Here is a 26,430-nt window from a genome sequence, read left to right as displayed (position 1 = left end):
TTTCATGCTGCGTACAGTCCGGTTATGTATCCGTAATTCATAATATCACCAAACAAAGGAGAGGATTACAATGTTACGATGGTCCGTCATTTTCTTAATTATTGCGATTATTGCAGGAGTTTTTGGCTTTTTCGGCATTGTCGAGGCTGCGGCGTCCATTGCGAAATTTCTGTTCTTCTTATTCTTGATCCTGTTTGTAATTTCCCTCATTACCGGTCGTAAAGTATCATAGCAGATGAATCGAGACGATACTATGATTTCCATCCATATACAACAAAAAAAACGATTCGTTTTTCCCGTTAAGGAAAGCGAATCGTTTTTTCGTTACGCGATATCGTCTTGAGTATTGGCTTTCTGATGAAGAAATCGATCCTTATCCCACTGGCCAAGCCAACGGGATGACAGTACGCCTGCCGTCATTGAACCATTTACGTTCAGAGCGGTGCGCCCCATGTCGATGAGCGGCTCTACGGAGATGAGCAATCCAGCCAGAGCGACAGGCAAGTTCATGGAGGACAGCACGATAAGCGCTGCGAAGGTCGCACCACCGCCAACACCAGCCACACCGAAGGAACTGACGGCGACGACGGCAACAAGCTGCAGCAGAAATCCAGGGGTGGCCGGGTCGATTCCGACGGTCGGTGCGATCATGACGGCAAGCATGGCCGGATAAATGCCGGCGCACCCGTTCTGTCCCATGGACGCGCCGAACGAAGCGCTGAAATTGGCAAAGCTCTCGGGGACGCCGAGCCGCCCTACCTGCGTATCGACATTAATCGGGATAGAGCCGGCGCTAGTCCGCGACGTAAATGCGAACACCAATGCCGGCAGCGCCCCTTTCACATAGCGAATTGGGGATACTCCCGACAATGCCATTAACAGCAGATGGATACCGAACATGACGAGCAGCGCGACATAAGAAGCAAGCACGAATTCTCCTAGTTTTAAAATTTCAGCCGGAGTCGTCGTGGATACGACCCGTGTCATTAAGGCTAACACACCGTAAGGAGTGAGACGAAGCACGATGGATACCATTCGCATCACAATCGCGTGGAGCGCATCTATCATCGATTTGAACATGGCTCCATGTTCGGGCTTCTTCCGGGCTACGCCCAATGCGGCAATACCCGTAAACGCCGCAAAAATCACGACGGCAATCGTCGATGTCTGTCTGGCTCCGGTCATATCGAGAAACGGGTTGGCCGGAATAAATTCCAGCACCTGCTTCGGAATCGTCATCTCGCTGACTTCGCCCAATTTGCTGTCCAGAAAATTGCCGCGGTCCAACTCCTGCTTCCCCGCTTCGATATCGACAGCCGATAAGTCAAACACCAGCGCCGAGGCAATTCCGACAGCGGCGGCAATCGCAGTGGTCCCGATTAATATGCCGATAATGACGGCGCTCATCTTCCCTACGCCTGCTTTGGTAGTAACATTCAGAATGGCAGATATGATGGACACTATAATAAGCGGAATAACGACCATCTGGAGCAATCGCACATATCCGCCGCCGACAATGTCGAACCAATCGTTCACCGTATGGACTACGGCATGATCGACACCATGCAGCCATTGCAGTACTGCACCGTAAGCGATCCCGAGTCCCAAGCCGGCAAATACCCGCTTCGTGAAGGAAGTATGCTTCCTCTGCATAAGATACAGCACGATGATGAAGGCTATTATGATTACAAGATGAAGCCCTATCCACCATCCGTCCGTCATAGCGTTTCACTCCTTCATCCGTCAATGGTCTGAATGCGATGGTCGTTCCAGTTACGCAGCGTTATTATTACTGCCCATTCTGTTTAAATTCATCCAAATTTTGATTTACTTGTTTGCATACATTCATGAAATGACGCAGCTCCTCATCCGGAACGCCTTCAAAGAACCGGACAAACAACTGCTCGCGCTGGGCAGACACCTCAATAACCCGCTTGCGCCCTTCTTCCGTCAGCTCCAAATAATTGATGCGTCTATCCATCGTATCGCCTTTTCGAATTACATAATTCATTTCCATCAATTTATAAGTTATACCGGTCACCGCTCCCGGTGTTAAGCAGAGCTCATTGGCCACTTCGGTCACTTTCAAGGCTCCATGTCGATATAGCCGTTCGAGGACAGCGAATTGAGTCGGATTCAAAGTCGAATCCAAATGCTGATCCCACTGCATGCGCATGCGGCGCAGCATGGAGCGGAAGTTCGTCTGCAGCTGCAGCAGTTCCTCCCGATTAGGCATGGATACGTCACTCTCCTACATCATTAAATATGATTACAGCTTTAACCCTAATGTCAGCCACCAACCGTCTGCAGTGAACTCGACATGCTTAATTTTAACCCAAGCCGGAAGCTGGGATGCGAGCGGGAATTCCAGCGGCTTGAGCTTAAGCCACGACTGGGGAACGGTCAGCGCTTTGACATGCGTTCCTTCGGGTATGGCCCGAATCGTCTGCGTGCTTTCATTCCACTCTAGCTTGTAAGAGACCCTCACTCCGGCTTGCACGCCGGCAAATGCTTCTGCCTGAACGTCAATGTTCATGGCATCATTATCTAGCCGCATGCGCATCCCGGTAATATTCCATTTCTGTTTGTAGGTCCGATATGGCTCCGTCGTCTCCATAAACTCAGCCCCCAACGCATTGATCTCATCTTCCTTCAGCTGCAAGCGCAGCGAGCGATTGTGCACCATTTGCTCCAATCGTTCCATTAAGGTAACTTCGACCTTCGGCGGCCAGCCTATCGGCTCGCCCGGACGAATATAGAAATAAGCCGCAAGCACGATAATAATGAATAAAATAAGGAGGAAGGCCAGCACTCTCAACAACCACTTTCCTAGCTTTCTCATTCTCCCCCATCCTTTCCCTAAAAATTTCTAAACGCTGTTTCATCCTGGTTGAGCGCGGTTACATAGTGTACAAGCAAGTGAACGAAAGAAATGCGCGCAATTTCGGACACACTTGAGAATTGTAAACTATACCATTGTATAACCATGAGAGAGGAGAATTCAATAATGAAGAAATTGGCTGCAGTGATGGCATTGACGTTAGCATTCAGTGCGGTATCCGCAACCGCGGCTTTTGCGGCGGAAACCGGAAATACGACGGGGGCAATAAGCGCACAGACAGATACGATGGATTTAAAACAGAAGACGGCATTCTATGAAGCCGTTGGCGGTCAAAGAATCGGCTATCTCGCGCCGCAAAAAGTCGGGATTGAAGAAGCGACGACGGACAGCAGTAACATCACTTGGTATAAAATACATACATGGGTTGGCTACACGTGGATGAAGGATCCGAATGCTTCGACCAAAACCGTCATCATTCCGAATAAGACGGCTTTCTATAAAACACCGAACGGCGATCGCCTTGGCGTACTCGGTTCGCAGACTGCCAATATTATTAGCGAGCGTATGGACGATTCCGGGTTCATATGGTTCCAAATCAATACGCACAAGGGGAAATATTGGATTATCGATCCTGCCCAACAAGTGCAGCAGGTCACTTTGAAGAAAGCAACGGCCTTATATAATGCGATAAACGGGAAGAAGGTCGGCTCCTTGTCCCCGCAAACCGTTAAAATTAAAAACGAGAAAAAAGACGGTAAAGGCCAGCTGTGGGCACAAGTCGTGACATGGAAAGGCGACCTCTGGATCAAGCGGTAGGAACGAACATAGATTTTCTCAGGAAAGGCGATGCCGCATGGCATCGCCTTTCCTATGTTCATCGAGCGGCTTTCCTCACGATAAGAGAGTCGCGCAGCATTGCTTGAATTTGCGCCCGCTACCGCACATACAAGGCTCGTTGCGGCCGGGAAGCTTGCCGCCTGCCGCTTGATAACGGACCAGCTCGCGCGTGCGAATCACGCGGCCCAGATGGCGAATTTGTTCGGCCGCATAAGCATACAGCATCCGATAGCTCGCGCAGAAATAATCGGTATGCTCGTTTATTTCCCAACCTTGGCCGATGCGGTTGCGCGGACAGCCGCCATGGCAAAAGCGCTCATATTCGCACTGCCGGCATGCTGCAGGCATATCCTGCTTCATCTGGAGGAACTGCTTCCAGCCGGGATGGTTCAGAATATGCTGCAGTTCATCCGTGGCGACATTGCCTAGTTTGTACCGCTCATGGATAAAGAAATCACACGGATAAGCGTCCCCGTTCTGTTCCAAAATAAGCGTCTGCGGACAAGATGAGCGGTGGATGCACATCTCCGGCTCCATGCCGACCTCCGCTTGCAGCACATTGTCGAACATGCGCACAGAGAATAACGGATTCCCTTCGTTGTACCAAATATCAAAGGCTTCGCACAAAAATTGTCCATATTGTTCTGGAGTGATCACAAAACGTCCGGGCGCATCCACATCCTGCGAACGGAAGTCCATGCATGGGATAAACTGCACGTGCGTAAATTGCTGCTCCGCATAGAACTGCATGAGCGCTGCCGCCTCATGCACGTTATCTTCATGCACGACCGTCAAAATGTTAAAATCCACCCCATCCTGCCGCAAGTAATCAATGCCTCGCATGACCGCCTTGTAGGAGCCCGCCCCGGATCCGGTTACCCGGCGCTTGTCATGAATCGCTTGTGGACCGTCCAAGCTTACACCGAGCAAAAAGGAGTAGCGGCGGAAAAAGGCTGCCCATTCCTCATCGATTAACGTTCCGTTGGTCTGAACGGAATTGCTGATTACCGTATGCGGAGGCGCATACATCGCTTGCAGCGCGACGACGCGCTCGAAGAAGTCTTTGCCTGCCAGCAATGGCTCGCCCCCTTGCCAGGCAAAAGAAGCTGCACCTGATGCGACAGCCATATATTTTTGAACAAACGTTTCTAATACTTTGTCATCAATCCGGCGAATTGTAGAGCCGGGTTTACCTTGACATGAGCTGTAATAGCAATAGTCGCAAGCCAGATTGCAATCCTCTGATACCGTCTTCCACATGACACCTTGCGGTGAACGTATGACATGATCCATGCATGCGTGAGCCATCTCGCGAATCTCTCCCTCTTGATGTAACTTGGTTCGCTCTAGCAACACTCTCTATGCTTCATTTCTTTCACCGTAAACGTATAATATTCGTTTGACAAGGACCGATGTCACAGCCTCATTTCACTCCAGCTCCGGCGAACGATCGAACAACCGTTGGGCCTGAGCGACCAACCAGACGACAGACGACACTATCATAATGTCGAAACTGACATTAAACAAAAACAAATGCTTGCCCAAATCGGCTTCCCCGTCACCTACGAGCGGAACCGCCACTGAGAAAATGGCGACCACACTCACGAGCAGCATGACATCGAGCACGTGTCTGCGCGCTTTATTGCGTATATATTCTCTTATAATGACCGCGAAATATAGCAGGAAGAAGATAATAAAAAAAATAAAATGCTTCGGAATAAGTTTCTTTTTACCTTCACTCCATAAGCTGTACGTATAGGAGATTGCGCCCCGCGGCTTGCCCAACTCCTTCTCATAGTTTCCCAAGTAATAAGGCCGTATCATCGTCGCTTGACTTGAAGCAGCCTCCAGCTTATCAATGATGCGTCCAGGATGACGCAAATAGTAGCCGACCACATCAAAGTGTCCAAGCCGGGAATAGACATGCTCCGTCAATTCGGGCGCATCCTGCTTTATGGGCACATCGGTCTGAAAATAGTTCGTTCCGGCCAGTACCGCATATTTTTGCGGAATGCCGAGCTCCTCCAAATCTTGCGCCACATGCGGCGAATCTTTTAAAATTCCGAAAAAAATCGTTTGATACAGATTGATTTGCTTAAGTTCCTTCGGTGCAAAGACATATATTAGCCCCGTCGTTGCTATCATGAAGGCGGAACCGCCTATGATGAGCCGTTTCCATGAACGATCCGGGCGCTTCCGATGCAGTCGGAAGGCATACAGTGCAAACGCAAGTCCAATCGGAGCATTCTGAATTTTTGAAGCTGCCAATATGACGGCGCATCCAAAGAGCAGCGCAAGCCAATAGGAAGCCGGCTTCTTCTGCACCGCCAAGACGATCGAAATCGCAGTCGACAGCAGCAAAAAAATAAGCGATACCGGTTCGCCGAAAAATGACTGAAAATAAGCGACATAGCCGATATCAAAAAAAATGAACAAGGTGCATGCCGCAACCGTAATTTGCAGCCAACGCTTGCCGGCGCATGCATAACGCACAATGATGAACAAAGTCAGCAATAGCAGCACCGAATAGACGATGCCCATCGCTTCCAACGGAAAGTGATCCGGATTGAGCAATCTTCCCAGCAAGCCTGCTATAAAGACAAACAGAATTTGCGATGAGACGTATCCGATAGCGAAAGGCCCATATTCATAGTTGGAGTGGCTGTAGCCGAAGTATTTGTCTTCATACGAATAAGTATCGCTTAGCGGAGATATGCCTCCGCTTCCCAAAATACGGTCAAAATCCCCATTGTCGGCCACCCCGATAAACGGAGGGGCAAAGAGGATGCAAACAAGCAGGACGACGCCGATTCCGATGGCGCTCCACGTGATCCAATCCATTCTTTTCATTCCCAATCCCACTCTCCCCTAGAGTCATGCTCCTGCTTGCTTCATAAAATTGCTTCTATAAATTACTTCTATTTAGTTTAATGCTCGGCTTTGCGATGCTTCCCATAGTCATCCGCAGCATGAGATTCTAATGGGAACGATGAGTTAACTTGAACAGGACGCTTGTCGGCAAACGTAATATTGCGGTGCAGCAGAAACGAAGTGATGGTGTATACTCCAGCCTCTGCCAATACGACTGCCGAATCCCGCCAGGCTGCGGCAAGGGAAGGAACTGCTCCTTCTATCATCATTTCGATGAGCGGATGCAGCACCATGTAAGCGAACCCATAGCACAGCATCGCGATTGCAATAAAACGGACAAAGCTGCGAAACCTCGCCCCTTCGTACCGAAATGTATAGCTGCGGTTCAACACGTAACTGCATATCACTCCCCCTGTATTTCCCACAAAGGTAGACGCGAAGTGATTCCACCCCGCCGCATGCATGAGCACATAAATGAGACCAAGCCCAATGCATGTATTAATAACCCCTATCAAGGCATACCGGCCGAACAATCGGGCCCACTGCAGCGATACCGGCCTCATAGCATCCCATTGGACCAGGCTCTAGTGGCCGTCCAAGCCGGTTGTTCAGCCGCAGGCTTATCCGCCAGTACGATATCAATAATATATGGCGGCCTGCGTTTCACTTCATTATAGATTTTGCCGATATATTCCCCGATGACGCCGAGCGCCAGCAGTTGTATGCTTCCGATAAACCACAACGACAGCATGATGGACGTCCAGCCTGAGACGGTCTGTCCCACTATCTTGGAAATGAGCGAATACGCTCCCGCAACTGCGCTCGCCCCCAAACTGATGAAGCCAAGCATCGTTACGATCCGCATCGGCTTAATACTGAAGGATGTAACACCATCCCATGCAAATGACAGCATCTTGCGCAGCGGGTATTTGGATTCTCCTGCCGCCCGCTCTTGGCGCCGGTAAGTGACCTCGGTCTGACGAAAGCCTATCAGCGGCACAATACCGCGCAGGAACAGATTGACTTCGTGGAACTCTCCCAGATGTTCCACCGCGCGCCGACTCATCAAGCGGTAGTCGGCATGATTGAATACGAGCGGAATCCCCATTCGGCGCATCAGCTTATAGAACGATTCAGCGCTCCAGCGCTTGAACCATGTGTCGGAATCCCGGCATTCGCGCACGCCATAGACGACTTCATATCCTTCATGGAATTTACGTACGAACGCGCTCACTGCCGCGACGTCGTCCTGCAAATCGGCATCCAAAGAGATGATGCAGTCCGCAAAGTTCTTCGCATACATCAGCCCTGCCAAGAGCGCCTTCTGATGACCGGCATTGCGAGCTAGCTTCAATCCGCTGACCCAAGGATTCCGTTCACGTGCTTCGACGATGTGCATCCAAGTAGCATCACGGCTGCCGTCATCAACAAACAGCAGTCGGCTTTCGCTTGACACCAATTGTTCCTGGACGAGCGCAGTCAGCGCATCTGTCAGCTTTCGTATGGAAAGCGGCAGCACTTCCTCCTCGTTATAGCAGGGAACGACCATATATAGAATGGGCAATGTCATACCTAAGCTCCTTTATAGAGGCTATATTAAATATTTTTTCCTCTATTATACAATTATCTTCCATAATATTCTATAACTAAGAGGGTTACTTTCATACCTGTACCGCCTTCTACCGTTGCAATTGGCCATTACTCAGACTCATGAAAGAGTCGCCTAAAGGCGCACTATCTGTCGAATAACAAGGCATCGACTCTTCATAATTAACGAAATATTCCGCTAGTTCAGCGGCGCGTTCACACTGCAGGGGATTCGATTCATCTGACCCTTTGCTTCATTCTCCCCCTCCTTCAGAAGGTGGTGCATTCACACTGTAGGGGATTCGATTCATCCGACCTTTTGCCTCATTCTCCCCCTCCTTCAGAAGGTGGCGCGTTCACACTGCAGGGGATTCGATTCATCTGACCCTTTGCCTCATTCTCCCCCTCCTTCAGAAGGTGGCGCGTTCACACTGTAGGGGATTCGATTCATCCGACCTTTTGCCTCATTCTCCCCTTCCATCAGAAGTTGGTGCGTTCAGACTGTAGGGGATTCGATTCATCTGACCCTTTGCCTCATTCTCCCCCTCTATCAGAAGGCGTTACGCCCACTGACGACTCTGGACGTTGCCAAGTTAACCCTCATCATGATTAGCTGCTTCATCGCATTGTGTCTATACGAAACGGAAAACGGTATGTACCTTAATCCAGACGCTAGTGATCCTTCCTGACTGTATGGGAGATTGGATATAAGGACCATGGAACGGAAACCACTCATCATGTTTTTTTGGCTAAGAACAAAAATTTATCTTTTCAGTTTGTTTTCTAATCTTATGAAACATGCTCGTTTTTAGGAGAATGGGTTGCTGCTGATCTGATTGGAGGGGAGAGTGAGGCAAAGGCTTAAACGGGCATACCTTCTCCAGGAGTGGAAAAGTGAAACCATGTCGGCAGATATCTTCCATATATAAAAAAGCCGTCTACTGCTTGCTCTCGGCAAACAACAGACGGTATTCCGACTTAATACATATAAGAGATTTAAAGCTCGCATAGCTCAGTCAAAAGTTTGAACAGCAAGCTGCTCGACAGCAGCACGAAGCATCCGCTTGCCTCTCTGGCGATATGTTGGTGTTCTAACGTGTATCCCATGCAATCGAGCACGATAATTCCGGCGCCTGCAGCTCTCAATTCCTGTGCCGCAGCCGCGATCTGCTCGCTCGTTGCCGTATAGGGGGAAGCCCCCGCAGTCGTAATCGCTGCGTCGAAGGCTCCCCATTTCCGGCGCATCTCCTCTGCCTGCTCCGCAAGCGGAATAATAAGCCCAATCGGAGTCCTGCCCGCCAGCTTCGCAATAGCAGGAGTCAGCACACGTTCAGGTTCAATCAACAAGGCCCGTTCGGTGCCGAGATTGCGGAACGCTCCGGTGCAGAGCAGGACGATCACTTGACAGCCGTCCCGTTCACATTCGTCTATCAAGCGCTGCATGGCTTCTTCCGTTTTCGCCGCGGACAAGACGACAGCTTCACCGTCGACCAGTCGCGTCGTCAGTACGAACTCGCCTTGCTTCGGGCCAAGCTCGCGTTCAATCTGCGCCAGCGTCATACCGTCTAAGACACCGACTTGCAGCACATCTGCGCAAGGGGCCAACCAACGCTCGATTAGCGGCTGCACATCCGTTCGCGGTGCTTGACCTATCGTAATGAGCCCTATTTTCACGCGTTGCCGACTATCGCTTCGTTCCATGCGAATCTCTCCTTTCCCCATCATGAGCCTATATGACACGACATGGCGCTTGGCGCCGAATGCCGACTGTAGAATGCTTAAAGCTGAATGCCAATGCTGAACTCCAATTGCCGAGCGTTGAACGGCCGCTTTGCCCTAGACCTCCGCTAACGGTCTGCCCAGCGTCTGCAGGGCATTCATCGGTCCATATAAATTCAACATGTGCTCGAACTCGCCTTTATTATAGAAGGAACAGACTTCATTCGTGAATTCCTTGGCTACCTCCACCGCGAAGCGCGCAGCCAACGCAATATCGACTTCATGGCTGGCTCCTGTACCGCAGCCCGGTACAGTCGACTGTGCCGTAATCGCGACGCCGACGACTGGCGCAGCGGTCGTTACGCAAGGCTGCAAGATGCTGTTAATATGATACAGCCCGTTGCCGTATGGAGTAATGTCCTGCATCGTAATCGGGAACGTGACAGGATGCTGTCCGGTCGTCATTTCCATAATGCGAAGCAGATCATCGCTGACGCGCAAAATGTAGCCTTCCTTCACCGTCGGGGAAATGGCGATCCCTTTATGATTGATGACACGATTGCCTTTCGTCGTATCGATCGACAGAATCGCTTCCATCTCGTCCAGCACCTCGTATTCATTCATCGTCGCAATATCGACGGGCGAATCCATGAAGTCAACCGGCTCATGCGGCAAGGTCGGTGCGTCCGGGCACACGTGGGTCGTAATGTATACGTCCCCCTTTAACCGGTCTCCCTTCCCGCTCATGTCGGCGAGCTTCAACGCAGCCGCCAACGCCGCAATTGCGCCGTCGCCATCGGAGACTAGGCCGATGCGCTGCGGCCGCGCTCCAAGTCCGCCCAGCCGCCCGACGATACCGAAGCTCGGTGCTTGCCCGCCCTGACTCTTGCCTTCCGTTCCCGGGATGAAGATGCGGATGAAGTCTGTAAAGCCCTTCTCCCCATGAACGCGCTGCACACTTACGTCAGCAAGCGGGTAAGGCTTGAACAGATCCTTCACCGCTTCGCCGGATGTAAATGCATTGTCTACCGCTTCATATATTTGCAACGTTTGCAGTAAAGCCATGATTTTCTCTCCCTTTCAGCTCGATGTCATAGATGTCTATATTTGCTTGCACGGGACTGTGCCCGGCATTATAAATTGTGGCATGCCACCCAGTGTTCTTCATCCGCCTCCCGCCATTCCGGCTGTACACTGCGGCAGTGCTCCGTCGCTATCGGGCAACGGAGATGAAAGGCGCAGCCCTGCGGCGGATTTTTGGCACTTGGCACCTCGCCCGTCAGTACAATGCGCTCCTTCTTCGCCTTCGGATTCGGCACGGGTACGGCCGACATAAGCGCCTTCGTATATGGATGCAGCGGATTGGCATACAGCTTGCGCTTCGGCGCCAGCTCCACCATCTTGCCGAGATACATGACGCCGACGCGCGTACACAAAAACTTGACGACGGATAAATCATGAGAAATGAACATATAGGTCAGCTTCGACTGCTCCTGCAAATCCTGCATCAAATTCAGCACCTGTGACTGAATCGATACGTCAAGCGCCGAAACCGGCTCGTCGCAGACGATGAACTTCGGATTCAGCGCCAAAGCACGGGCGATGCCGACACGCTGACGCTGGCCTCCGGAAAATTCGTGCGGGAAGCGATTCGCTTGAAATGAGGACAGCCCCACTCGTTCCATCAACTCCTGCACGCGCTGCTTGCGCTCCGACGTCCGCAACGATTGATGCGTCTGAAGCGGTTCCTCCAAGATGCGCTGAACGGTCCAACGCGGATTCAGCGAAGCATAAGGATCTTGAAAGATCATGCTCATATCGGGACGCAGAAGGCGCAGTTCCTTCGATGAAAGCTCCATAAGGTTGCGCCCTTGGAACCATACTTCACCTTCGGTCGGTTCAATCAAGCGCAAGACGGAGCGGCCGGTCGTCGATTTGCCGCAGCCCGACTCGCCGACAATGCCGAACGTCTCCCCTTCGTATATATCGAAGTTCAACCCATCCACCGACTTCACGGAACCGACTTGCTTGTTCAGCAGCCCTTGGCGTATCGGGTAATGCTTTTTCAGATTGCGTACCTGCAGCAACGCGGTCATCGTGCCACCCCCTTCTCAACGAGCAGACAGCGGCAGCGATGCCCGCTGCCCATATCCGTCAGCCCAGGCTGCACCTGCTCGCACGCTTCCACTCGGTATTTGCAGCGTGGCGCGAAACGGCAACCTGGCGGCATATTAAGCGGGCTCGGCACCGTACCGGGTATCGACTCAAGCCGATCCTGCTCTCCGGCAAGCTGCGGGAGCGATGACAGCAGCCCTTGCGTATATGGATGCTGCGGCGATTCAAACAGCGTGTCCACATCCGCCTCCTCTACGACCTGCCCCGCGTACATAACGACCACGCGGTGGCACATCTCCGCGACGACCCCGAGGTCGTGCGTAATGAGCAGGATTGACGTCTTCTCTTCCTCCTGCAGCTGCCGCATTAAATCCAATATTTGCGCTTGAATCGTCACGTCAAGCGCCGTCGTCGGCTCGTCTGCAATCAGCACCTCGGGATTGCAGGACATCGCCATCGCAATCATGACCCGCTGTCGCATTCCGCCTGAGAGCTGATGCGGATATTCCTGCGCCACCGACTCGGGATGCGGAATACCGACCTTGCGCAGCATCTCGACAGCATGCCGCATCGCCTCCTTGCGCTTCAGCTTCATATGAAGCTGAATGGCCTCTGCCAGCTGATCGCCGATGCGGAATACCGGATTGAGCGAAGTCATAGGTTCCTGAAAGATCATTGCGATGCGATTGCCGCGAATGGACCTCATTTGCTTCTCTGGGACATCCAGCAGGTCGCTTCCATGAAATTGAATGCGCCCGCTCTTCACCCGTCCAATCTTCTTCGGTAGAAGCCCCATGATGGACAAAGAGGTTACACTCTTGCCGCAGCCCGATTCGCCGACAACGCCGAGCGTTTCTCCTTGGTGTACGTGAAAGCTTACGCCGTCCACCGCCTTGAAGACGCCCCCGTTCGTAACAAATTCCGTCTCCAGCTGTTCGACTGCCAGCACCGGCTCCATCCTATTCACCACCCAAGTAGCTGAGCGCGGTCAACGTGTATACCTTGGCCGCATCCACCACATCCTGCACCGGTGCCTTCTCGTTGAAACCGTGAATGGTGGACAGCTCTGCAGGACCGTATTGCAGCACCGGGATGCCGACGCGGCGGAAATGCCGCGCATCGCTGGAAGCCCATTGCAATACTCCGTATGCTTCTTCCTGCTTCACGTCGCATATATGCTGCACGAGCTCCTCCACGATTGGATCGGTTGACGGCGTCCAGTTGGCCAACCCTTGGAAGCCTTCCGGGTGAAGATCCGTCTCAATGCCGATGCCGGCGAGCAAACGTGTCGCCTCGGCCAGCACTTGGCTCGGTTCGACTCCGAACGGAAGGCGCGTATCGACACTGACCGTGCAGCGGTCAGGCACGACGTTCGTCTTCGTTCCGCCTTCGATGAGCCCCACATTGACCGACACGCGGTCGATAATAGCGGAGAAGTCCGCATTTTCTTTTTGAGCGATATACTGCTTCGTCACTTCGATAATATCCTTCACTTCATCCGGCAGATCCACCGGATAGTGATGCAGCTGCTGCAGCGCCTGAACGGCCGCGGCCGCCTTCATGATGGCGTTATCGCCAAGCAGCGGAGACAAGCTGCCGTGTCCCGGCGTGCCCGGCACCGTGAAGTTGAACCAGCAGCTGCCCTTTTGCCCGATCGTCGGATGCAGCGGATGCGATGGCTCGGCAATGACTGCTGCCGTACCGTGAATGAGCTCTCGCTCGAATACCCACGGCACGCCGAGATGTCCGCCTGTCTCTTCGTCCGGCACGATAAGCAGCGACAGTCTGCCTTGCAGCGGAACTTGCAGATCCTTCAGCAGCTTTACGCTGAAAATAAGTCCCGCCAAGCCGCACTTCATATCGCTCGCTCCGCGTCCGAGCACATATCCGTCCCGCACCTCACCGCAGAACGGGTCGAAATCCCAGCGGGAACGGTCGCCTGCCGGCACGACATCCGTATGACCGCAATAGATAAGATGGCGATCTGAAGCAGCTTCATCGCCGATCGTCGCAATCAGATTCAGCATGTTCCCGCCTGCGTCATGCACTTCTGTATCGATGCCAACCTCGGCCAAGTAGTCGATAATGAATTGGCTAATTTCACGCGAGTCCCCGGGAGGGTTCTCTGTTGGGAATTGAATGAGTCTTGAGCACAATTCCAGCAGTTCATCTCTGCGTTGTTCCACTTCGTCTATCCAGCGTTGCTTCCATTCGTTCACCGAAATCCCCTCCTGTTAGTTCATAACCGTTATGATGGCGATCGCTTATTTCGAAATCGGGTAAAAACGCAAGCACTCATCTGGGAAGAAGATGTAACCTTTCACGTCGTTGTTGAACGCCACGAGTCGGTTATATTCATACATGTACAAGTAAGGCATGTCCGTATTAATGAGGCTTTGGATCTCTTCATACATTCCGTTGCGCTTCGTCATGTCCGTTTCGACGGCCGCTTGCTTCAGCAGTTCGTTCACCTTCGTATTGTTGTAATGCACATAGTTGGATGAACTTGCGCTGTCGACCAAGAACCCAAGATGATATTCCGGATCATTGACGAAGGAGGTCCATTTCGACATGAATGCCTGCACATTGCCAGTGCGAAGCTGTTCCAGGAACTGCGCGCGCGCCAGCTTGTTAATGTTCATCGTCACGCCGATCTTTTTCAGCTCTGCTTGAATGACCGTCGCAGCGTCCTCCCAATCTTTAAAGCCGGAACCTAGCGTGAAGTCGAACTGGAAGCCGTCCTCATAGCCTGCTTCCTTCAACAGCTGCTTCGCTTTGTCCAAGTTATATTCATACACATAGCCCTTATCGGAGAAGCCAGGCGTATTGCTGGCCACGATGCTCTTCATCTGCTTGGCTTGTCCATACATGACGTCCTTCAAGAGCGCATCATGCGGAATTGCATATTCGATCGCTTGACGCACCTTCGGATTGTCAAATGGCTTCATGTTATTGTTCAGACCCATATACAAAATGCGGTTGCTCGCATCAGAACGTACAGTCAGATCGTTGTTCTGCTTCAGCGTATCGACATCCTTCGGCGGAATCTCCATAGCAAGGTCGATGTCGCCTTTGTTCAGCAGCATCGTGCGGGACGATGCTTCCTTCATGAACTTCATGACAACTTTGTCCAGCTTGGCACGCTCTTGCCAGTAATTGTCGTTCGCCACGAACACTGCTTCGGAGGAAGGATCCCATTTTTCAAGCTTGAACGGACCGGAGCCGGCCGTATTGGTCTTTAGGAACTCATTCGCATCGCCTTCAATCGCTTGCGGATCGATGACCGAGAAGGAGTACATCGCTAAAATTTGCAAAAACATATGATTCGGACGCTCCAGCTTCACTTCCACCGTAGCATCGTCCACCTTGCGGAACGACTCGATGGAGGCCTGCTGATACAAAAATCCGCCCGAGTTAGAGTTCTTAATATGATCGAGCGAGAATACGACCGCATCGGCATTCAACGGATTACCGCTATGGAACTTCACGTCCTTACGCAGCTTGAACGTATACGTCTTCTGGTCGTCGGATACGTCCCACGACTCGGCCAGCATCGGCTTGATTTCTTCTGTGGCGGCGATATCTGCGCCGTTTACATTTTTGACGCCATAGGTTACGAGCTGATCATAGGTGGACAGCACCAATGTATCAGAAGTCAGATCGTTCGCTTCCGCCGGATCGAGCGTCTGCCCGCCTTCGGAATAGGCGACGGTGAGCGTCTTGCTCCCGGTACCATTTGCAGGCGTATTTGCTTGTTCTCCCGCTGCACCGGTGTTACTGTCTCCTCCAGCTTGGTTCGCTTTCGGCGCGCAGCCCGCAAGCAAGGTCAGAATGAGCGTCAATGCAATGGCCATCATCATTGTGTTGCTTCGTTTCATCATTGTTTCCTCCCCCTAGATGTTCAAAATAGAATCGTATTTTACTTCCGGCTCGTGCGAAGCCGCGGGTCGAGCACGTCGCGCAGCCCGTCGCCGAGCAGGTTGAATCCGAGTATCGTCGTTGCTATAGCAAGCCCTGGGAACGTGACTAGCCACCATTCACCGGTAATAATGTACTCCCGTCCTTCGGATATCATCGCTCCCCACTCCGCAAGCGGAGGACGAACGCCGAGGCCGAGAAAGCTCAAGCTCGCTGCCGTCAGAATAGAGAACCCCATCCCAAGCGTAATACGGACAAGCAGTGGAGCTAACGCATTCGGGAAAATATGCCGGACAAGAATGGCACTATCCTTCACCCCGATGGAACGGCTCGCCTCCACGAATTCTCGTTCCTTCAAGTAGATCGTCTGGCTGTACATGAGACGGGCGAACTCCGGAATTCCGACGATGCCTACCGCCATCATCGCGCTAATGAGGCCAGGGCCCATAGCGGCAGCGATAGCCATCGCCAGAATAAGCGAAGGAAACGCCAGGAATATGTCCATTACGCGCATAATAAGATTCCCGATCCAGCCGCCATAATAAGCGGCAATGCCGCCTAGCGGAACCCCGATGAAGAAGGAAATTCCGACGGCGATAAGCCCGGTCCAGATCGATATGCGCGCTGCATATATGACACGGCTGAAGATGTCCCGACCGAACTGATCGGTTCCGAACCAATGCGCTCCGCTTGGCCCCTGCAGCTTCGCCTCCAGTTGCGTCGCATCCGGCGCGTAGGGTGCGACAAGCGGCGCGGCAACGGCAAAGAGCGTCCATAGAACGATCAGGAAGAGACCGAGCGCGGCAAGCTTATTGCGGAGGAACAGCTTGCTCCACTGCCGCAGCGCAAACCAAGCTTCCTGCAGCATGGACGGTTCGCTCGCCGCAGCTACTACAGCGGACGGTGAGGTTGATGCTTTCATCACAGTTGCACCTCCTAAGATGTCATGATATGAGAGATTGATTATTCGTAGCGAATGCGCGGGTCGATTAAGCCATACACCATATCGACAAGCAAATTGATGCAGCTATACACGACAGCGCTTAGTAATGTAAACGCCTGAATTGGGGCGTAATCGGTTGCCAAAATGGATTCCGTAACATAGCTTCCGACGCCAGGCCAAGCAAAGATCGTCTCCGTAATGACCGCGCCTCCGAGCAAATAGCCGATTTGCAGACCGATCATTGTCACCGTTGGTATCGAAGCATTAACCAAAGCATGCTTGTACACCACGGAACGCTCATTCAAGCCTTTTGCTCTTGCAGTACGGATATAATCCTGACCGATAACCTCCAGCATGCTGGAGCGCATCATGCGCGCGATAATGGCCATCGTGCCGGCGCTAAGGCAAATCGCCGGAAGAAGAAGATGAGATAATGATTGCTTAAACGCTACCCAATCGGCAGTGAGCAAGCTGTCTACAAGGTATAGACCGGTAATGTTCGTTGGCGGGAGAATGTCTCCGCCGATGCGGCCCATTGGAGCAGGCGCAATGCCAAGCTTGGAATAGAAAAATAAAATGAGCAACAGTCCGAGCCAGAATACTGGCATACAAGCGCCGATGAGCGAAAAAATACGGGAGATATGATCCACTATCGATTCTTTTTTCGTTGCGGCCACGATGCCTACCGGGATGGCAACCAATAACGCGATCAGCAGGCTGACAAAGCCAAGCTCAATTGTGGCAGGCAGGCGGACAGCGAAATCCTCCAGCACGGTATGGCCTGTATGCCAAGCCACTCCCAGATCCCCTTGCAACAGCTGCTTCACATAAGCGCCGAACTGTACATACAGCGGATCATTTAGCCCGAGCTGAGTGCGAATGTTCTCCACCACGTGCTGCGGCGCCTGTTCTCCGGCAATCATCAAGGCAGGATCACCTGGCAACACCCTTGATAATATGAACGTGATGAGCACGATGCCGAGCAAGCTTGGAATGAGGTATAACAGACGTCGAGTAATGAATTGTAGCAATGCAACCCCTCCCCCTTTAAAGCAGTGTCTCGTTAGTTTAATAAAGTATGACTGTGTAAAATTGTGAAGCCTGGCTACCACATATGCGAGATAATATTGCAGCTTTGCCGTATTAAAGGAACTTGGTTGAGCAAGATGCGCAAATAGGAATCGCTCCGAGCTTCATCAATCCGGTATCTCGGTCCCGCAATCGTAATGGAACCCAAAATGCGTCTGTGACTATCCAACATCGGCACGGAAATGCCTACCACGTCTTCCGTATATTCTCCGACAGAAATGCACCAGCCTTCTTCTTTGATCTGCGCCAATTGAACACGCAAGCTCAGCGGATCGGTAATCGTCCGTGAAGTGACGGACATCAAGCCTTCCTGAATAATTTCTTCCCGCAGCTCCGCGGATACATACGCCATCATGACCTTCTGGGAAGCTCCGGCATACAGCGGCGAACGATCGCCAACCGGAATCAAATATTGAATATCCTTCGAGCTAAGGACGATGGATACGCATACGCCCTCTTTCCCTTCCAGCATGTTCAGATAGACCGACTCACCGGTTGAATTTGCTATTTCCTTCAATATAGGCTGAAAATATTGCTGAATGTTGAGCTGATCGGTGATGACTTTCCCGTATTCCAGCAGCTTCAATCCGAGATGGTATTTCTGTGTTTCTTTGTTCTGAATTAGAAAGCCGTGCTGTTCAAACGTCGTCATGATGCGATGCACGACCGAGTGATGCATCCCCAGCTTCTTCGCTAAATCACGCACCCCCCATATCGGATGATCCGATGTAAAGCAATCGAGCAATTCGAGCGATTTGGCCAGCGTCTTGAGCGACACATCCTCACCTCTTCCCCTATTTTCTTGAATAAGACTTTCGTACCGATTATAGATACACTGTTTCTATAAATAATTTTTCATCATTATAAACGATGCCGAAGAAAGATCAACAACTTTTTTTCCTTGTTTTTACCATGTGGACATGTCAACTTTTATGTCTCCTGAAAAAGGACATATGTATATTATGGATGCACAAACCTGACATGTAATGTAACGGTGCCTGAATACGAAGCTGTACTGTGTACTTCGCCTTAAATTACATTCATGAGACAAAGATTTCGGTACATAGCTTTAAGTGAAAACGTTTTAATTTGTGCTGTACCAGCTTCACTTCATTCTCCGTGCTAAATCGTTTGAACTATGTATTCGGAAGGAGTGATTCCTGTTGCGCAACAAAGTGAAATGGTTTCTATGCTTTGCCCTCCTGCTCGGTTCCCTGCAGTCCTTGTTCGTCCTGCCCGTTGCGGCAAGCACTGCGCAAGATGAAACTGCCGAGTCGGATGTGAGCGCCGCTGCCGCCCCAATGCGGCCATTCTCGTATGCAGACCGTGTTCTTACGAACCCGGTTGCGTGATACGAAGACGAATGCGTGCTATGAAGACAATTGCCCCATTGGAAAATATACAGCAGAATGTGCGAACTGGACGGCTAAACGGCATGTGGACTGTACTTTGTCCAGTGGATCTGGCTGTTCAGCGAATACTGCGGATGGAGTGTCAAACCATTGGATCATTTCCAATGTAGCCTATTCTAAAGTGGTTTACGCAGCTTTTTCATTGGAAAATTCCAATGGGTAAGACAAGGGGGGATACGGCCAAGCCTTCACCCTGCTTTTTTCTTAGCAGAAAAGACTGGGCCGAGCACATACACGGGGCATCCACTTCCGTCGTTGTTGAATCCAAGTCATTCAAGTCTTTTGAGTTAAAACTTTACAGTGATGACACAGATGCAAAGTCGCGTCAGGACTCGCCAGCGGATATTCTCCCTCGGTGTTCCAACTTAGCAGGGTTTCCCGACAGCCTGAACAGGGGTCGCTTCCGACCCCTGTTCATTATTTTTTGGCCACATATTTGCGCATATCGAATGCGACGGCCGACACAATGATAAGCCCTTTAATAATAAGCTGCCAATACGGATTGACGCCAATGAAGGTCAGACCGTAATTGATCACTCCAAAGATGAGCACGCCCGCCATAATGCCAGGCACAGTACCGATGCCGCCCGACGTTGATACGCCTCCCACGACACAGGCTGCAATGGCATCGAGTTCATACATATTCCCGTAGTTGTTCGTCGCTCCCCCTGTACGCGCCGCTTCCAGCACCCCTGCCAAGCCGTACAGCGCACCTGCAATGGCGTATATCGCGATCAAGTTGCGGCTGACATTAATACCGGATACCTTTGCCGCCTGTATGTTGCCGCCGATGGCGTACATGTTCTTGCCGAGCCGCGTCTTGTTGAATACAAGCCAGACGAGCAGCGCAACCGCAATCGCGATGATGACGATATACGGCACAGAGTACGGCCCGCTCGGTCCGATATAGCCGGTTCCGAGACGGCTGAAATCCTCGCGCAAGCCGCCGATGGGCTGCGATTGATTCGGCTCCATATCGAAATAGATCGAGTTGAGCCCGTACACCGCCACCATCGTGCCTAGCGTGGCAATAAACGGCGGCACGCTGAACTTGGACACGATAAAGCCATTCATCAGCCCAACGATAAGTCCTGCAGCTATGGCCAAAATGACTGGAACCCATAGCGGAAGCTGCTGCAAGTCAGGAAAAAATTTGCGAGGATACTCGGACAATTGCAGCATGGATGCCGACAAGACCGCCGTCAAGCCGACGACACGCCCTGCAGATAGGTCGACTCCGCCGGTAATAAGGATAAAAGCCGCACCCAGCGCAATAATCGCACGCGTAGACGACTGCAGAAAAATATCGCGAATCGTCGTCACGGACAGAAATCTCGGATCCCAAAAAGCAATGCACACAACTAACAGGAGCAGTACGATGTAAATCGCATTTTGTGACATGAACTGCTGTGCATTTTTGATGCGGGTCATAATATGTCCTCCTTCAATGTGCGGCATGCTGGGCAGCAAGACGCATGATCTCTTCTTCGGTAGCCTGCTTCCCATCGATAATGCCGGAACATCTTCCTTCGCACATGACCATGATGCGATCGGACATGCCAAGCAGCTCGGGCATTTCGGAAGAAATCATAATGATGCTCTTTCCCTGCTGCGCAAGTTCGGCAATGATGGAATAGATTTCGTATTTCGCGCCGACATCGATGCCGCGGGTCGGTTCGTCGAGCAGCAATATTTCCGGATCGGTGAGCAGCCATCTCGCCAGCAGCACCTTCTGCTGATTGCCACCAGACAAGTTTTGGATGAGCGTTCTCATCGATGGGGTCTTCACGCGCAGCATTTCGATGCTCCGTGTTACGTCCGCTCTTCGCTTCTTGTCATTCAATAACCCATACGGCGCAGCATATTTCGCTTGATTCGCGATAACTGTGTTTTCCATAACGGACAGCACCGGAAAGATTCCTGTCACTCTCCGATCCTCCGTCAGCAAGGCAATGCGGTGCTTCTTGGCATCGAATGGCGAGCGGATGCGAACGGGCTTGCCGTGAATGGAAAGCGTACCCGAATGCACGGAACGCAAGCCGAACAACGCTTCAATCAGTTCGGTCCGCTGCGCGCCGACGAGCCCGCCCACACCCAATATCTCGCCTCTTCTAAGCTCAAAGCTGACATGCTGGAATGACTTTGGAAGCGGGGAAGTCAATCCTTCTGCGCGCAAAATAACTTCACCGGGCACATTGCTCCGCTCAGGAAAGCGCTCCGTCAAATCCCGTCCAACCATCCTTGAAATAATGAGATCGGTCGTCATCTCATCTGCTGGCCAGGTGCCGATGAGCCTGCCATCCCGCATAATCGTAACATCGTCGGAGATACGTAAAATTTCTTCCATTTTGTGAGAAATATAAATGATTGCTACGCCACGCTGCTTGAGCTGCTCGATAATCGTAAACAACTGCTCCACTTCGTTGCCCGTTAACGAAGAGGTCGGCTCATCCATGACGATGATTTTTGACTGAAAAGAGACGGCCTTGGCAATCTCGAGCGATTGGATTTTGGATACGGATAGGCTTCCCACTCTAACTAACGGTGCAATATTCATGCCTAGATCAGCCATCAGCCGCTCTGTATCTTGCAGCATCTTCTTCTCGTCAACGATCTTGAACGGACCAAGCCCCTTCATCGGAAATCGGCCGAGCCAAATATTCTCCATCACATTGCGATGGGGAACCGGATGCAGCTCCTGATGAATCATCGAAATACCAAGCTTGAGCGCATCCTTCGAGTCGAGAATGCTCACCTTCTGCCCCTGTAAGACGATGTCTCCTTCATCAGGCTGGTATATGCCGAACAAGCACTTCATGAGCGTCGACTTGCCCGCTCCGTTCTCCCCCATAAGCGCATGCACCGTTCCCGCGCGCACCTTGAGTGTAACTTGGTCAAGCGCCTTTACCCCCGGAAATTGCTTAGAGATGTTGCTCATTTCCAATAAATAGGGTTGAGTATTCATCTGGGAACCCCCTTGCTTCAAGAAAGCTGCAATCTGCTCATAACGATTCTACTTTTGGCACAGCAACAGGGGCCCCTTAGCGCTCGAGCACCCGAGCCCCATGCCGTTAATTACGTATATTCGTTTGCTATCAAACGTCTATTGCGCGTCATCGATGTTGTCCTTCGTAATCTTTTTATACGGAATCCAGACGAACTTGCCGTCCGTCAGATCATATCCGCTATTGTCTTTGTTCGGCACTTCCCCCTTCGCCAATACAGCGGCCAGTCCCAGCGCCGCTTTCCCTTGGTTCTTCGCGTCGTTCAGCACCGTGCCAAGCATCGTGCCATCCTTGAGCGCTTGGAGCGCCGGAGCGGTCGCATCGACGCCGACGACCGGCATCTTCTTATCACCCGTAAAATATCCCGAGGCCTTCAGCGCCTCAATTGCGCCAAGCGCCATGTCATCGTTGTTCGCAAGCACCGCTTCAATTTTGTCGCCATGAGCGGCAAGGAACGCCGCCATTTTCTCTTGGCCTTTTACGCGGTCCCACATGCCGGTGTCTTCCGCCACCTTCTCCACCTTAATGCCTGCATCCTCAAGCGCCTGGACGGAGTACTTCGTGCGCAGTTCCGCATCTTGATGACCCGGCTCCCCCTTCAGCATGACGTATTGAAGCACGCCGTCCTTGTTCTTATCCGCGTCTGGATTGGCCTTCCAATAATCGACGAGGAGCTGGCCTGAAATAGTGCCTGATTCTTCGGCCTTAGCGCCGACATAATACACTTTATCCCACTTCTTCATATCTTCCGGCAGCGGTTCACGGTTCAGAAATACGACCGGAATGTCGGCCGCCTTCGCCTTGTCGATAATGACTCCAGCCGCGGTTCGATCGACCGGATTGACTACAAGCGCATCCACTTTTTTCGTAATGAACAAATCAATCTTGTCGTTTTGGGTCGGTTGTGAATTTTGGCTGTCTACGATATCGACCTTCGCCTTGCCCTTTGCCGCTTCCGTAATTGCATTGCGCACCCCGGTCATGAATGTATCGTCGAACTTATAAATCGCAACCCCGATATTCGGCTCGGTGCCGGATCCGCCCGAATTGCCGCCTCCCGCACCCGACGAACCGGAAGAGCAGCCCGCAACCGTTAGCATAACGCAGAAAAGCAGCATTGCTGTCCATTTCTTCATTCCTAACAACCTCCCTTTTGTTGTAAAGCATGAATAAGGCTATGAAATTATTATGACGGAGACATCGTTCATAAAGAACAGAAAATCCTCATCATTTCTATTGAAATCCTCACATCTTGATGAGAAAACCTCTATTGAGGCGTACCATAATTATCGAAATCGAAAATGCGCACTCGTGCCGTAGCGCGTTCAGACTGACGGACTGACGGTGATTCGCTACATCAGCCGCTTTGCTTCATTCTCCCCTTCCATCAGGAATGAGGCGGTACTTCTAAGGACGTCTCTGATTCTCTTCCATCGGGAAGGCAGCACACCCCTAAGGACGCCCCTGCTTATTTTCCATCGGGAACGAGGGCAGTACGCATGAGGACCTCTGGTTCACTTTCATCAGGAGCACCCCTTTATGGTATATGAAACAGCATAAACCTTATTTTTCCTCGACGTTATCCCTACTGACTGTATGGGAGAGTAGAGCTAAGGGCCTTAGCACAGAAGCCCGACAACATGTTTTCGTGTGAAAGAGAAGGGACTGCCATTCTGAATGAGAGGGAGAGTGAGGCAAGGGTTTGAACAGGCATACTTTCTTCGAAAAGGATAAAGTTACGGCTCCAAGGCGAAAAAAATCCTTGATACACCTGTCGGGCGCATCAAGGATCAAGGAGCTGAGCTCCAATCGTTATTCCGTTTCAATTGTCCGCTCTCATTATTTCTCGGACGCTTCAGGTCATTACCGTTGACCTTTCACATCGTGAATAATGGCGCGGCTCTTCTCCAAATAGGTGACTGAATTGTCGTAATTCCGGCTCGCCACCCCCAGATAGAGAATATCGATAATATTGAGCTGGGTAATACGGGACGCCATCGCTCCGCTACGGATTTCGTTCTCTGTCGAGGAAATGAAGAGCGGAATATCCGCAATCGCACTTAAGGTAGAGTGTCCGTATTTCGTAATGCTAATCGTGGTTGCACCTGCTTCGCGAGCTGCTTTAAGGCTGGCAATGGCGTATTCCGTTTCCCCCGAATATGAAATGCCGATAGCCGCGTCCTGCGACGTGAGCATGACTGCGGAGGTCAGCTGTAAATGCGGATCGGTATACGAAAAGCTTGTCTTGTTAATCCGTAAAAATTTGTGCTGCGCATCCTGCGCAATCAGGTTCGAGGCCCCTAAGCCAAAAAAATACAGCCGTTCCGCCTGGTGCATTGCTTCCACCGCCATCGTAACCATAGCGGCGTCCAATATTTTGACCGTATCACGAATCGATTGAATGTTGTTGTTCGATACGTTCTGAATAATCGTCTCCACCGAATCGTGAGGCCGGATTTCCTGATAACCTTGGGGTTCCTTGCCTTCCTGCAAGTCGCCGGCAACCTTCAGCATCAGCTCTTGGTACCCTTTGAATCCCATCGACTTGCACAACCGTATGACCGCCGCTTGACTTCCCCCGCTCTGACGAGCAAGCTCCGCAATGGACATCCCAATCATATCCGCTGGATGCTGTAAGATGAATTCGGCGACTTTGCGTTCGGATGGCGTAATATCGTCCAAAATTTCCCGCAGCCGCACTAATCCTCCGTTCATTCGCCATCCCTCCTTCATCTTCCTATTGTAGTGCATCGGCGGCGTTGGCGCCATCACTTCAAATGCTGCACCCGCTGCAGGCGTCCGTGTTCAACCTATTCTATAAATTTTTTCCACATCCGCTCAGAGTCAATGCTTCATAATGGTTTGCATAAAGAGCACGGACGTTTGCGTTAGACGAGTTCTAATCTCGTATTGCCGCTGCGACTGCTTGATGGATGTCATGGCGCAACTTCGCAATAGATATGTCGCGTCCGAAATGAACCCGATTCGTCAGCAGGACAACGACAAGATCGCGCTCGGGATCGATCCAGAGGCTCGTGCCCGTGAATCCGGTATGTCCATAGCTGCTTCGCGAAAGTCCGTTGCCCGTCACATCTGCAGGGTCGTCCTTCAGCACCCATCCAAGCCCCCGATGGGCCCCCCGGATACGGGGCGTATGGCTGCTGAGGGCTTGACGGACCGCGGACGGCGAGAGCAGCGCATTGGCTTGCCCCGTATGGGCGTGCGTCGTGGCTGCAACGGTGTCTCCTTTTTCGACACCTGCGTTGGCGCTGACGAGCCACATCTGCGCGTACCGCGCCAAGTCGTCTGCGGTGGCGAACAGCCCTGCATTGCCGCTGACCCCGCCGAACGCATGCGCATTCTCGTCATGCACGCGGCCCCACCGGAACCCGCCCAGCGCCGGGTCATACTCGGTCGCGGCGATGCGCGGGCGCCATTCGCATGGCGGGTTGAAGCAGCTGGCTGACATTCCGAGCGGCCGGAACAGCAAGCGTTCAGCGGCCTGAGCGAACGGCTCGCCCAGAAGCCGTTCCGCTATCCGGCCAAGCACGATATAGCCCAAGCAGCTGTATACGCAGCGGGTGCCCGGGACGTGTGCCGGCTTCATCCGGCAGATGCAAGCGAACATTTCGTTCGGCGTCCATCCGTGCGAGTACAGATCCCAGTGCGCAGCCAATCCCGAAGTATGCGACAGCAGCTGGCGGATGGTAACCGCGTGCTTGCCGGATTGCCCGAATTCCGGCACATAAGCGGCAACTAGATCATCGAGTCCGAGCTTCCCTTGATCCGACAACATCAGAATCAGTGGCAGCGTGACGACGACCTTCGTTAGCGAAGCACAATCATAGAGGGTGTCGGCAGAAGCTGGTATCGCAACACCGTTGCCCATCACAGCATGGCCTGACGCATAAGTGGTAAAATGCCCGTTCCGTGCGACAAGCGCAACGCCGCCGGGGATGTTCTGCTGCGCGACCGCATGGTCGAGAAGCGCCCAAGCCGCTTGCAGAGCAGTGCCGCTTAGGCCCAATCTCTCCGCTCCGTCTGGCAGAATAGGCCCCTTCAAGACAAGCAATCGCTTTCATTTCGCTGTAG

At 52.0% G+C, this 26,430-nt stretch carries 24 protein-coding genes; 3 read left to right on the top strand and 21 right to left on the bottom strand.

Going from position 1 to position 26,430, the window contains the following annotated elements; translation table 11 throughout:
- Positions 1-70: 70 nt before the first annotated feature.
- A complete protein-coding gene (locus tag A372_RS36415) occupies positions 71-232 on the top strand; it encodes a DUF1328 domain-containing protein (RefSeq protein WP_019421685.1) in 162 nt (53 codons plus the stop codon).
- 92 nt (positions 233-324) lie between these two features.
- Here A372_RS36415 and A372_RS0115000 read toward each other — a convergent pair whose 3' ends face one another.
- From A372_RS0115000 to A372_RS0114990, 3 genes are all read right to left on the bottom strand, one after another.
- Positions 325-1,722, bottom strand: a complete 1,398-nt coding sequence (locus tag A372_RS0115000; RefSeq protein WP_019421684.1) for an L-cystine transporter — start codon at positions 1,720-1,722, stop codon at positions 325-327.
- Positions 1,723-1,789: 67 nt separating this feature from the next.
- On the bottom strand, positions 1,790-2,236 hold the full coding sequence (locus A372_RS0114995; protein ID WP_019421683.1) for a MarR family winged helix-turn-helix transcriptional regulator: 447 nt from the start codon (positions 2,234-2,236) through the stop codon (positions 1,790-1,792).
- A gap of 33 nt (positions 2,237-2,269) precedes the next feature.
- Positions 2,270-2,842 (bottom strand): hypothetical protein, encoded by a 573-nt coding sequence (locus A372_RS0114990; protein ID WP_019421682.1) that lies wholly within the window; start codon positions 2,840-2,842, stop codon positions 2,270-2,272.
- A 165-nt stretch (positions 2,843-3,007) separates the two neighbouring features.
- Here A372_RS0114990 and A372_RS0114985 point away from each other — a divergent pair, with 165 nt between their 5' ends.
- Positions 3,008-3,658 (top strand): hypothetical protein, encoded by a 651-nt coding sequence (locus A372_RS0114985; RefSeq protein WP_019421681.1) that lies wholly within the window; start codon positions 3,008-3,010, stop codon positions 3,656-3,658.
- A gap of 75 nt (positions 3,659-3,733) precedes the next feature.
- Here A372_RS0114985 and A372_RS0114980 read toward each other — a convergent pair whose 3' ends face one another.
- From A372_RS0114980 to A372_RS0114920, 13 genes are all read right to left on the bottom strand, one after another.
- Positions 3,734-4,987 carry an anaerobic sulfatase maturase gene (locus tag A372_RS0114980; protein ID WP_019421680.1) on the bottom strand — a complete coding sequence of 418 codons (1,254 nt, stop codon included), beginning with the start codon at positions 4,985-4,987 and terminating at the stop codon, positions 3,734-3,736.
- A 120-nt stretch (positions 4,988-5,107) separates the two neighbouring features.
- A complete protein-coding gene (gene wsfD, locus A372_RS0114975; RefSeq protein ID WP_026011089.1) occupies positions 5,108-6,529 on the bottom strand; it encodes a glycan biosynthesis hexose transferase WsfD in 1,422 nt (473 codons plus the stop codon).
- A gap of 77 nt (positions 6,530-6,606) precedes the next feature.
- Positions 6,607-7,113, bottom strand: coding sequence for a GtrA family protein (locus A372_RS0114970; RefSeq protein ID WP_019421678.1), 507 nt, complete (start codon positions 7,111-7,113; stop codon positions 6,607-6,609).
- The gene (locus A372_RS0114965; RefSeq protein ID WP_019421677.1) at positions 7,110-8,120 is read right to left on the bottom strand and encodes a glycosyltransferase family 2 protein; all 1,011 of its coding nucleotides are present in this window, start codon (positions 8,118-8,120) and stop codon (positions 7,110-7,112) included. Before A372_RS0114965 ends, A372_RS0114970 begins: the two co-directional genes overlap by 4 nt.
- 1,013 nt (positions 8,121-9,133) lie before the next feature.
- Complete coding sequence (locus tag A372_RS0114960; protein ID WP_019421676.1) at positions 9,134-9,838, bottom strand: AroM family protein; 705 nt, start codon at positions 9,836-9,838, stop codon at positions 9,134-9,136.
- 135 nt (positions 9,839-9,973) lie between these two features.
- Positions 9,974-10,921 carry a DUF1177 domain-containing protein gene (locus A372_RS0114955; protein WP_019421675.1) on the bottom strand — a complete coding sequence of 316 codons (948 nt, stop codon included), beginning with the start codon at positions 10,919-10,921 and terminating at the stop codon, positions 9,974-9,976.
- Between the two features lie 68 nt (positions 10,922-10,989).
- Entirely contained in the window at positions 10,990-11,952 is a 963-nt protein-coding gene (locus A372_RS0114950) for an ABC transporter ATP-binding protein (protein ID WP_019421674.1), read from the bottom strand.
- The gene (locus A372_RS0114945) at positions 11,949-12,929 is read right to left on the bottom strand and encodes an ABC transporter ATP-binding protein (RefSeq protein WP_019421673.1); all 981 of its coding nucleotides are present in this window, start codon (positions 12,927-12,929) and stop codon (positions 11,949-11,951) included. The genes A372_RS0114950 and A372_RS0114945 overlap by 4 nt, the downstream gene beginning before the upstream one ends.
- 1 nt (position 12,930) lies before the next feature.
- Positions 12,931-14,190 carry a M20 family metallopeptidase gene (locus A372_RS0114940; protein ID WP_019421672.1) on the bottom strand — a complete coding sequence of 420 codons (1,260 nt, stop codon included), beginning with the start codon at positions 14,188-14,190 and terminating at the stop codon, positions 12,931-12,933.
- A 45-nt stretch (positions 14,191-14,235) separates the two neighbouring features.
- Positions 14,236-15,852, bottom strand: coding sequence for an ABC transporter substrate-binding protein (locus A372_RS0114935; protein WP_019421671.1), 1,617 nt, complete (start codon positions 15,850-15,852; stop codon positions 14,236-14,238).
- A gap of 38 nt (positions 15,853-15,890) precedes the next feature.
- On the bottom strand, positions 15,891-16,757 hold the full coding sequence (locus A372_RS0114930; protein WP_237728541.1) for an ABC transporter permease: 867 nt from the start codon (positions 16,755-16,757) through the stop codon (positions 15,891-15,893).
- Positions 16,758-16,852: 95 nt separating this feature from the next.
- Positions 16,853-17,863, bottom strand: coding sequence for an ABC transporter permease (locus tag A372_RS0114925; protein WP_019421669.1), 1,011 nt, complete (start codon positions 17,861-17,863; stop codon positions 16,853-16,855).
- 74 nt (positions 17,864-17,937) lie between these two features.
- Positions 17,938-18,699 (bottom strand): IclR family transcriptional regulator, encoded by a 762-nt coding sequence (locus A372_RS0114920; RefSeq protein WP_019421668.1) that lies wholly within the window; start codon positions 18,697-18,699, stop codon positions 17,938-17,940.
- 385 nt (positions 18,700-19,084) lie between these two features.
- Between A372_RS0114920 and A372_RS0114915 the strand changes: the two genes are divergently transcribed.
- On the top strand, positions 19,085-19,273 hold the full coding sequence (locus A372_RS0114915; protein ID WP_019421667.1) for a hypothetical protein: 189 nt from the start codon (positions 19,085-19,087) through the stop codon (positions 19,271-19,273).
- 477 nt (positions 19,274-19,750) lie between these two features.
- Here the strand turns inward: A372_RS0114915 and mglC are convergent, their stop codons facing one another.
- The 5 genes from mglC to A372_RS0114890 form a co-directional block, all read right to left on the bottom strand.
- Positions 19,751-20,764: a galactose/methyl galactoside ABC transporter permease MglC gene (gene mglC, locus A372_RS0114910; protein ID WP_019421666.1), complete on the bottom strand. Its 1,014-nt coding sequence runs from the start codon at positions 20,762-20,764 to the stop codon at positions 19,751-19,753.
- 13 nt (positions 20,765-20,777) lie between these two features.
- Positions 20,778-22,298 carry a sugar ABC transporter ATP-binding protein gene (locus tag A372_RS0114905; RefSeq protein ID WP_019421665.1) on the bottom strand — a complete coding sequence of 507 codons (1,521 nt, stop codon included), beginning with the start codon at positions 22,296-22,298 and terminating at the stop codon, positions 20,778-20,780.
- Between the two features lie 138 nt (positions 22,299-22,436).
- On the bottom strand, positions 22,437-23,474 hold the full coding sequence (locus A372_RS0114900; protein WP_019421664.1) for a galactose ABC transporter substrate-binding protein: 1,038 nt from the start codon (positions 23,472-23,474) through the stop codon (positions 22,437-22,439).
- A 727-nt stretch (positions 23,475-24,201) separates the two neighbouring features.
- Positions 24,202-25,053, bottom strand: a complete 852-nt coding sequence (locus A372_RS0114895) for a MurR/RpiR family transcriptional regulator (RefSeq protein WP_019421663.1) — start codon at positions 25,051-25,053, stop codon at positions 24,202-24,204.
- Positions 25,054-25,237: 184 nt separating this feature from the next.
- Complete coding sequence (locus tag A372_RS0114890; protein ID WP_036704332.1) at positions 25,238-26,401, bottom strand: serine hydrolase domain-containing protein; 1,164 nt, start codon at positions 26,399-26,401, stop codon at positions 25,238-25,240.
- Positions 26,402-26,430: the final 29 nt, after the last annotated feature.

Origin of the sequence: Paenibacillus sp. OSY-SE (assembly GCF_000283315.1) — a bacterium.
Lineage (GTDB): Bacteria > Bacillota > Bacilli > Paenibacillales > Paenibacillaceae > Paenibacillus_B > Paenibacillus_B profundus.
The sequence above is the reverse complement of the archived record's forward strand: the minus strand, read 5'-3'. Positions and strand labels throughout refer to the sequence as shown.

Excerpts from the sequence above, each read along its gene's own strand:
- A372_RS36415 (WP_019421685.1), top strand. The coding sequence starts at position 71 with ATGTTACGATGGTCCGTCATTTTCTTAATTATTGCGATTATTGCAGGA.
- A372_RS0115000 (WP_019421684.1), bottom strand. The coding sequence starts at position 1,722 with ATGACGGACGGATGGTGGATAGGGCTTCATCTTGTAATCATAATAGCC.
- A372_RS0114995 (WP_019421683.1), bottom strand. The coding sequence starts at position 2,236 with ATGCCTAATCGGGAGGAACTGCTGCAGCTGCAGACGAACTTCCGCTCC.
- A372_RS0114990 (WP_019421682.1), bottom strand. The coding sequence starts at position 2,842 with ATGAGAAAGCTAGGAAAGTGGTTGTTGAGAGTGCTGGCCTTCCTCCTT.
- A372_RS0114985 (WP_019421681.1), top strand. The coding sequence starts at position 3,008 with ATGAAGAAATTGGCTGCAGTGATGGCATTGACGTTAGCATTCAGTGCG.
- A372_RS0114980 (WP_019421680.1), bottom strand. The coding sequence starts at position 4,987 with ATGGCTCACGCATGCATGGATCATGTCATACGTTCACCGCAAGGTGTC.
- wsfD (WP_026011089.1), bottom strand. The coding sequence starts at position 6,529 with ATGAAAAGAATGGATTGGATCACGTGGAGCGCCATCGGAATCGGCGTC.
- A372_RS0114970 (WP_019421678.1), bottom strand. The coding sequence starts at position 7,113 with ATGAGGCCGGTATCGCTGCAGTGGGCCCGATTGTTCGGCCGGTATGCC.
- A372_RS0114965 (WP_019421677.1), bottom strand. The coding sequence starts at position 8,120 with ATGACATTGCCCATTCTATATATGGTCGTTCCCTGCTATAACGAGGAG.
- A372_RS0114960 (WP_019421676.1), bottom strand. The coding sequence starts at position 9,838 with ATGGAACGAAGCGATAGTCGGCAACGCGTGAAAATAGGGCTCATTACG.
- A372_RS0114955 (WP_019421675.1), bottom strand. The coding sequence starts at position 10,921 with ATGGCTTTACTGCAAACGTTGCAAATATATGAAGCGGTAGACAATGCA.
- A372_RS0114950 (WP_019421674.1), bottom strand. The coding sequence starts at position 11,952 with ATGACCGCGTTGCTGCAGGTACGCAATCTGAAAAAGCATTACCCGATA.
- A372_RS0114945 (WP_019421673.1), bottom strand. The coding sequence starts at position 12,929 with ATGGAGCCGGTGCTGGCAGTCGAACAGCTGGAGACGGAATTTGTTACG.
- A372_RS0114935 (WP_019421671.1), bottom strand. The coding sequence starts at position 15,852 with ATGATGAAACGAAGCAACACAATGATGATGGCCATTGCATTGACGCTC.
- A372_RS0114930 (WP_237728541.1), bottom strand. The coding sequence starts at position 16,757 with ATGCTGCAGGAAGCTTGGTTTGCGCTGCGGCAGTGGAGCAAGCTGTTC.
- mglC (WP_019421666.1), bottom strand. The coding sequence starts at position 20,764 with ATGACCCGCATCAAAAATGCACAGCAGTTCATGTCACAAAATGCGATT.
- A372_RS0114905 (WP_019421665.1), bottom strand. The coding sequence starts at position 22,298 with ATGAATACTCAACCCTATTTATTGGAAATGAGCAACATCTCTAAGCAA.
- A372_RS0114900 (WP_019421664.1), bottom strand. The coding sequence starts at position 23,474 with ATGAAGAAATGGACAGCAATGCTGCTTTTCTGCGTTATGCTAACGGTT.
- A372_RS0114895 (WP_019421663.1), bottom strand. The coding sequence starts at position 25,053 with ATGAACGGAGGATTAGTGCGGCTGCGGGAAATTTTGGACGATATTACG.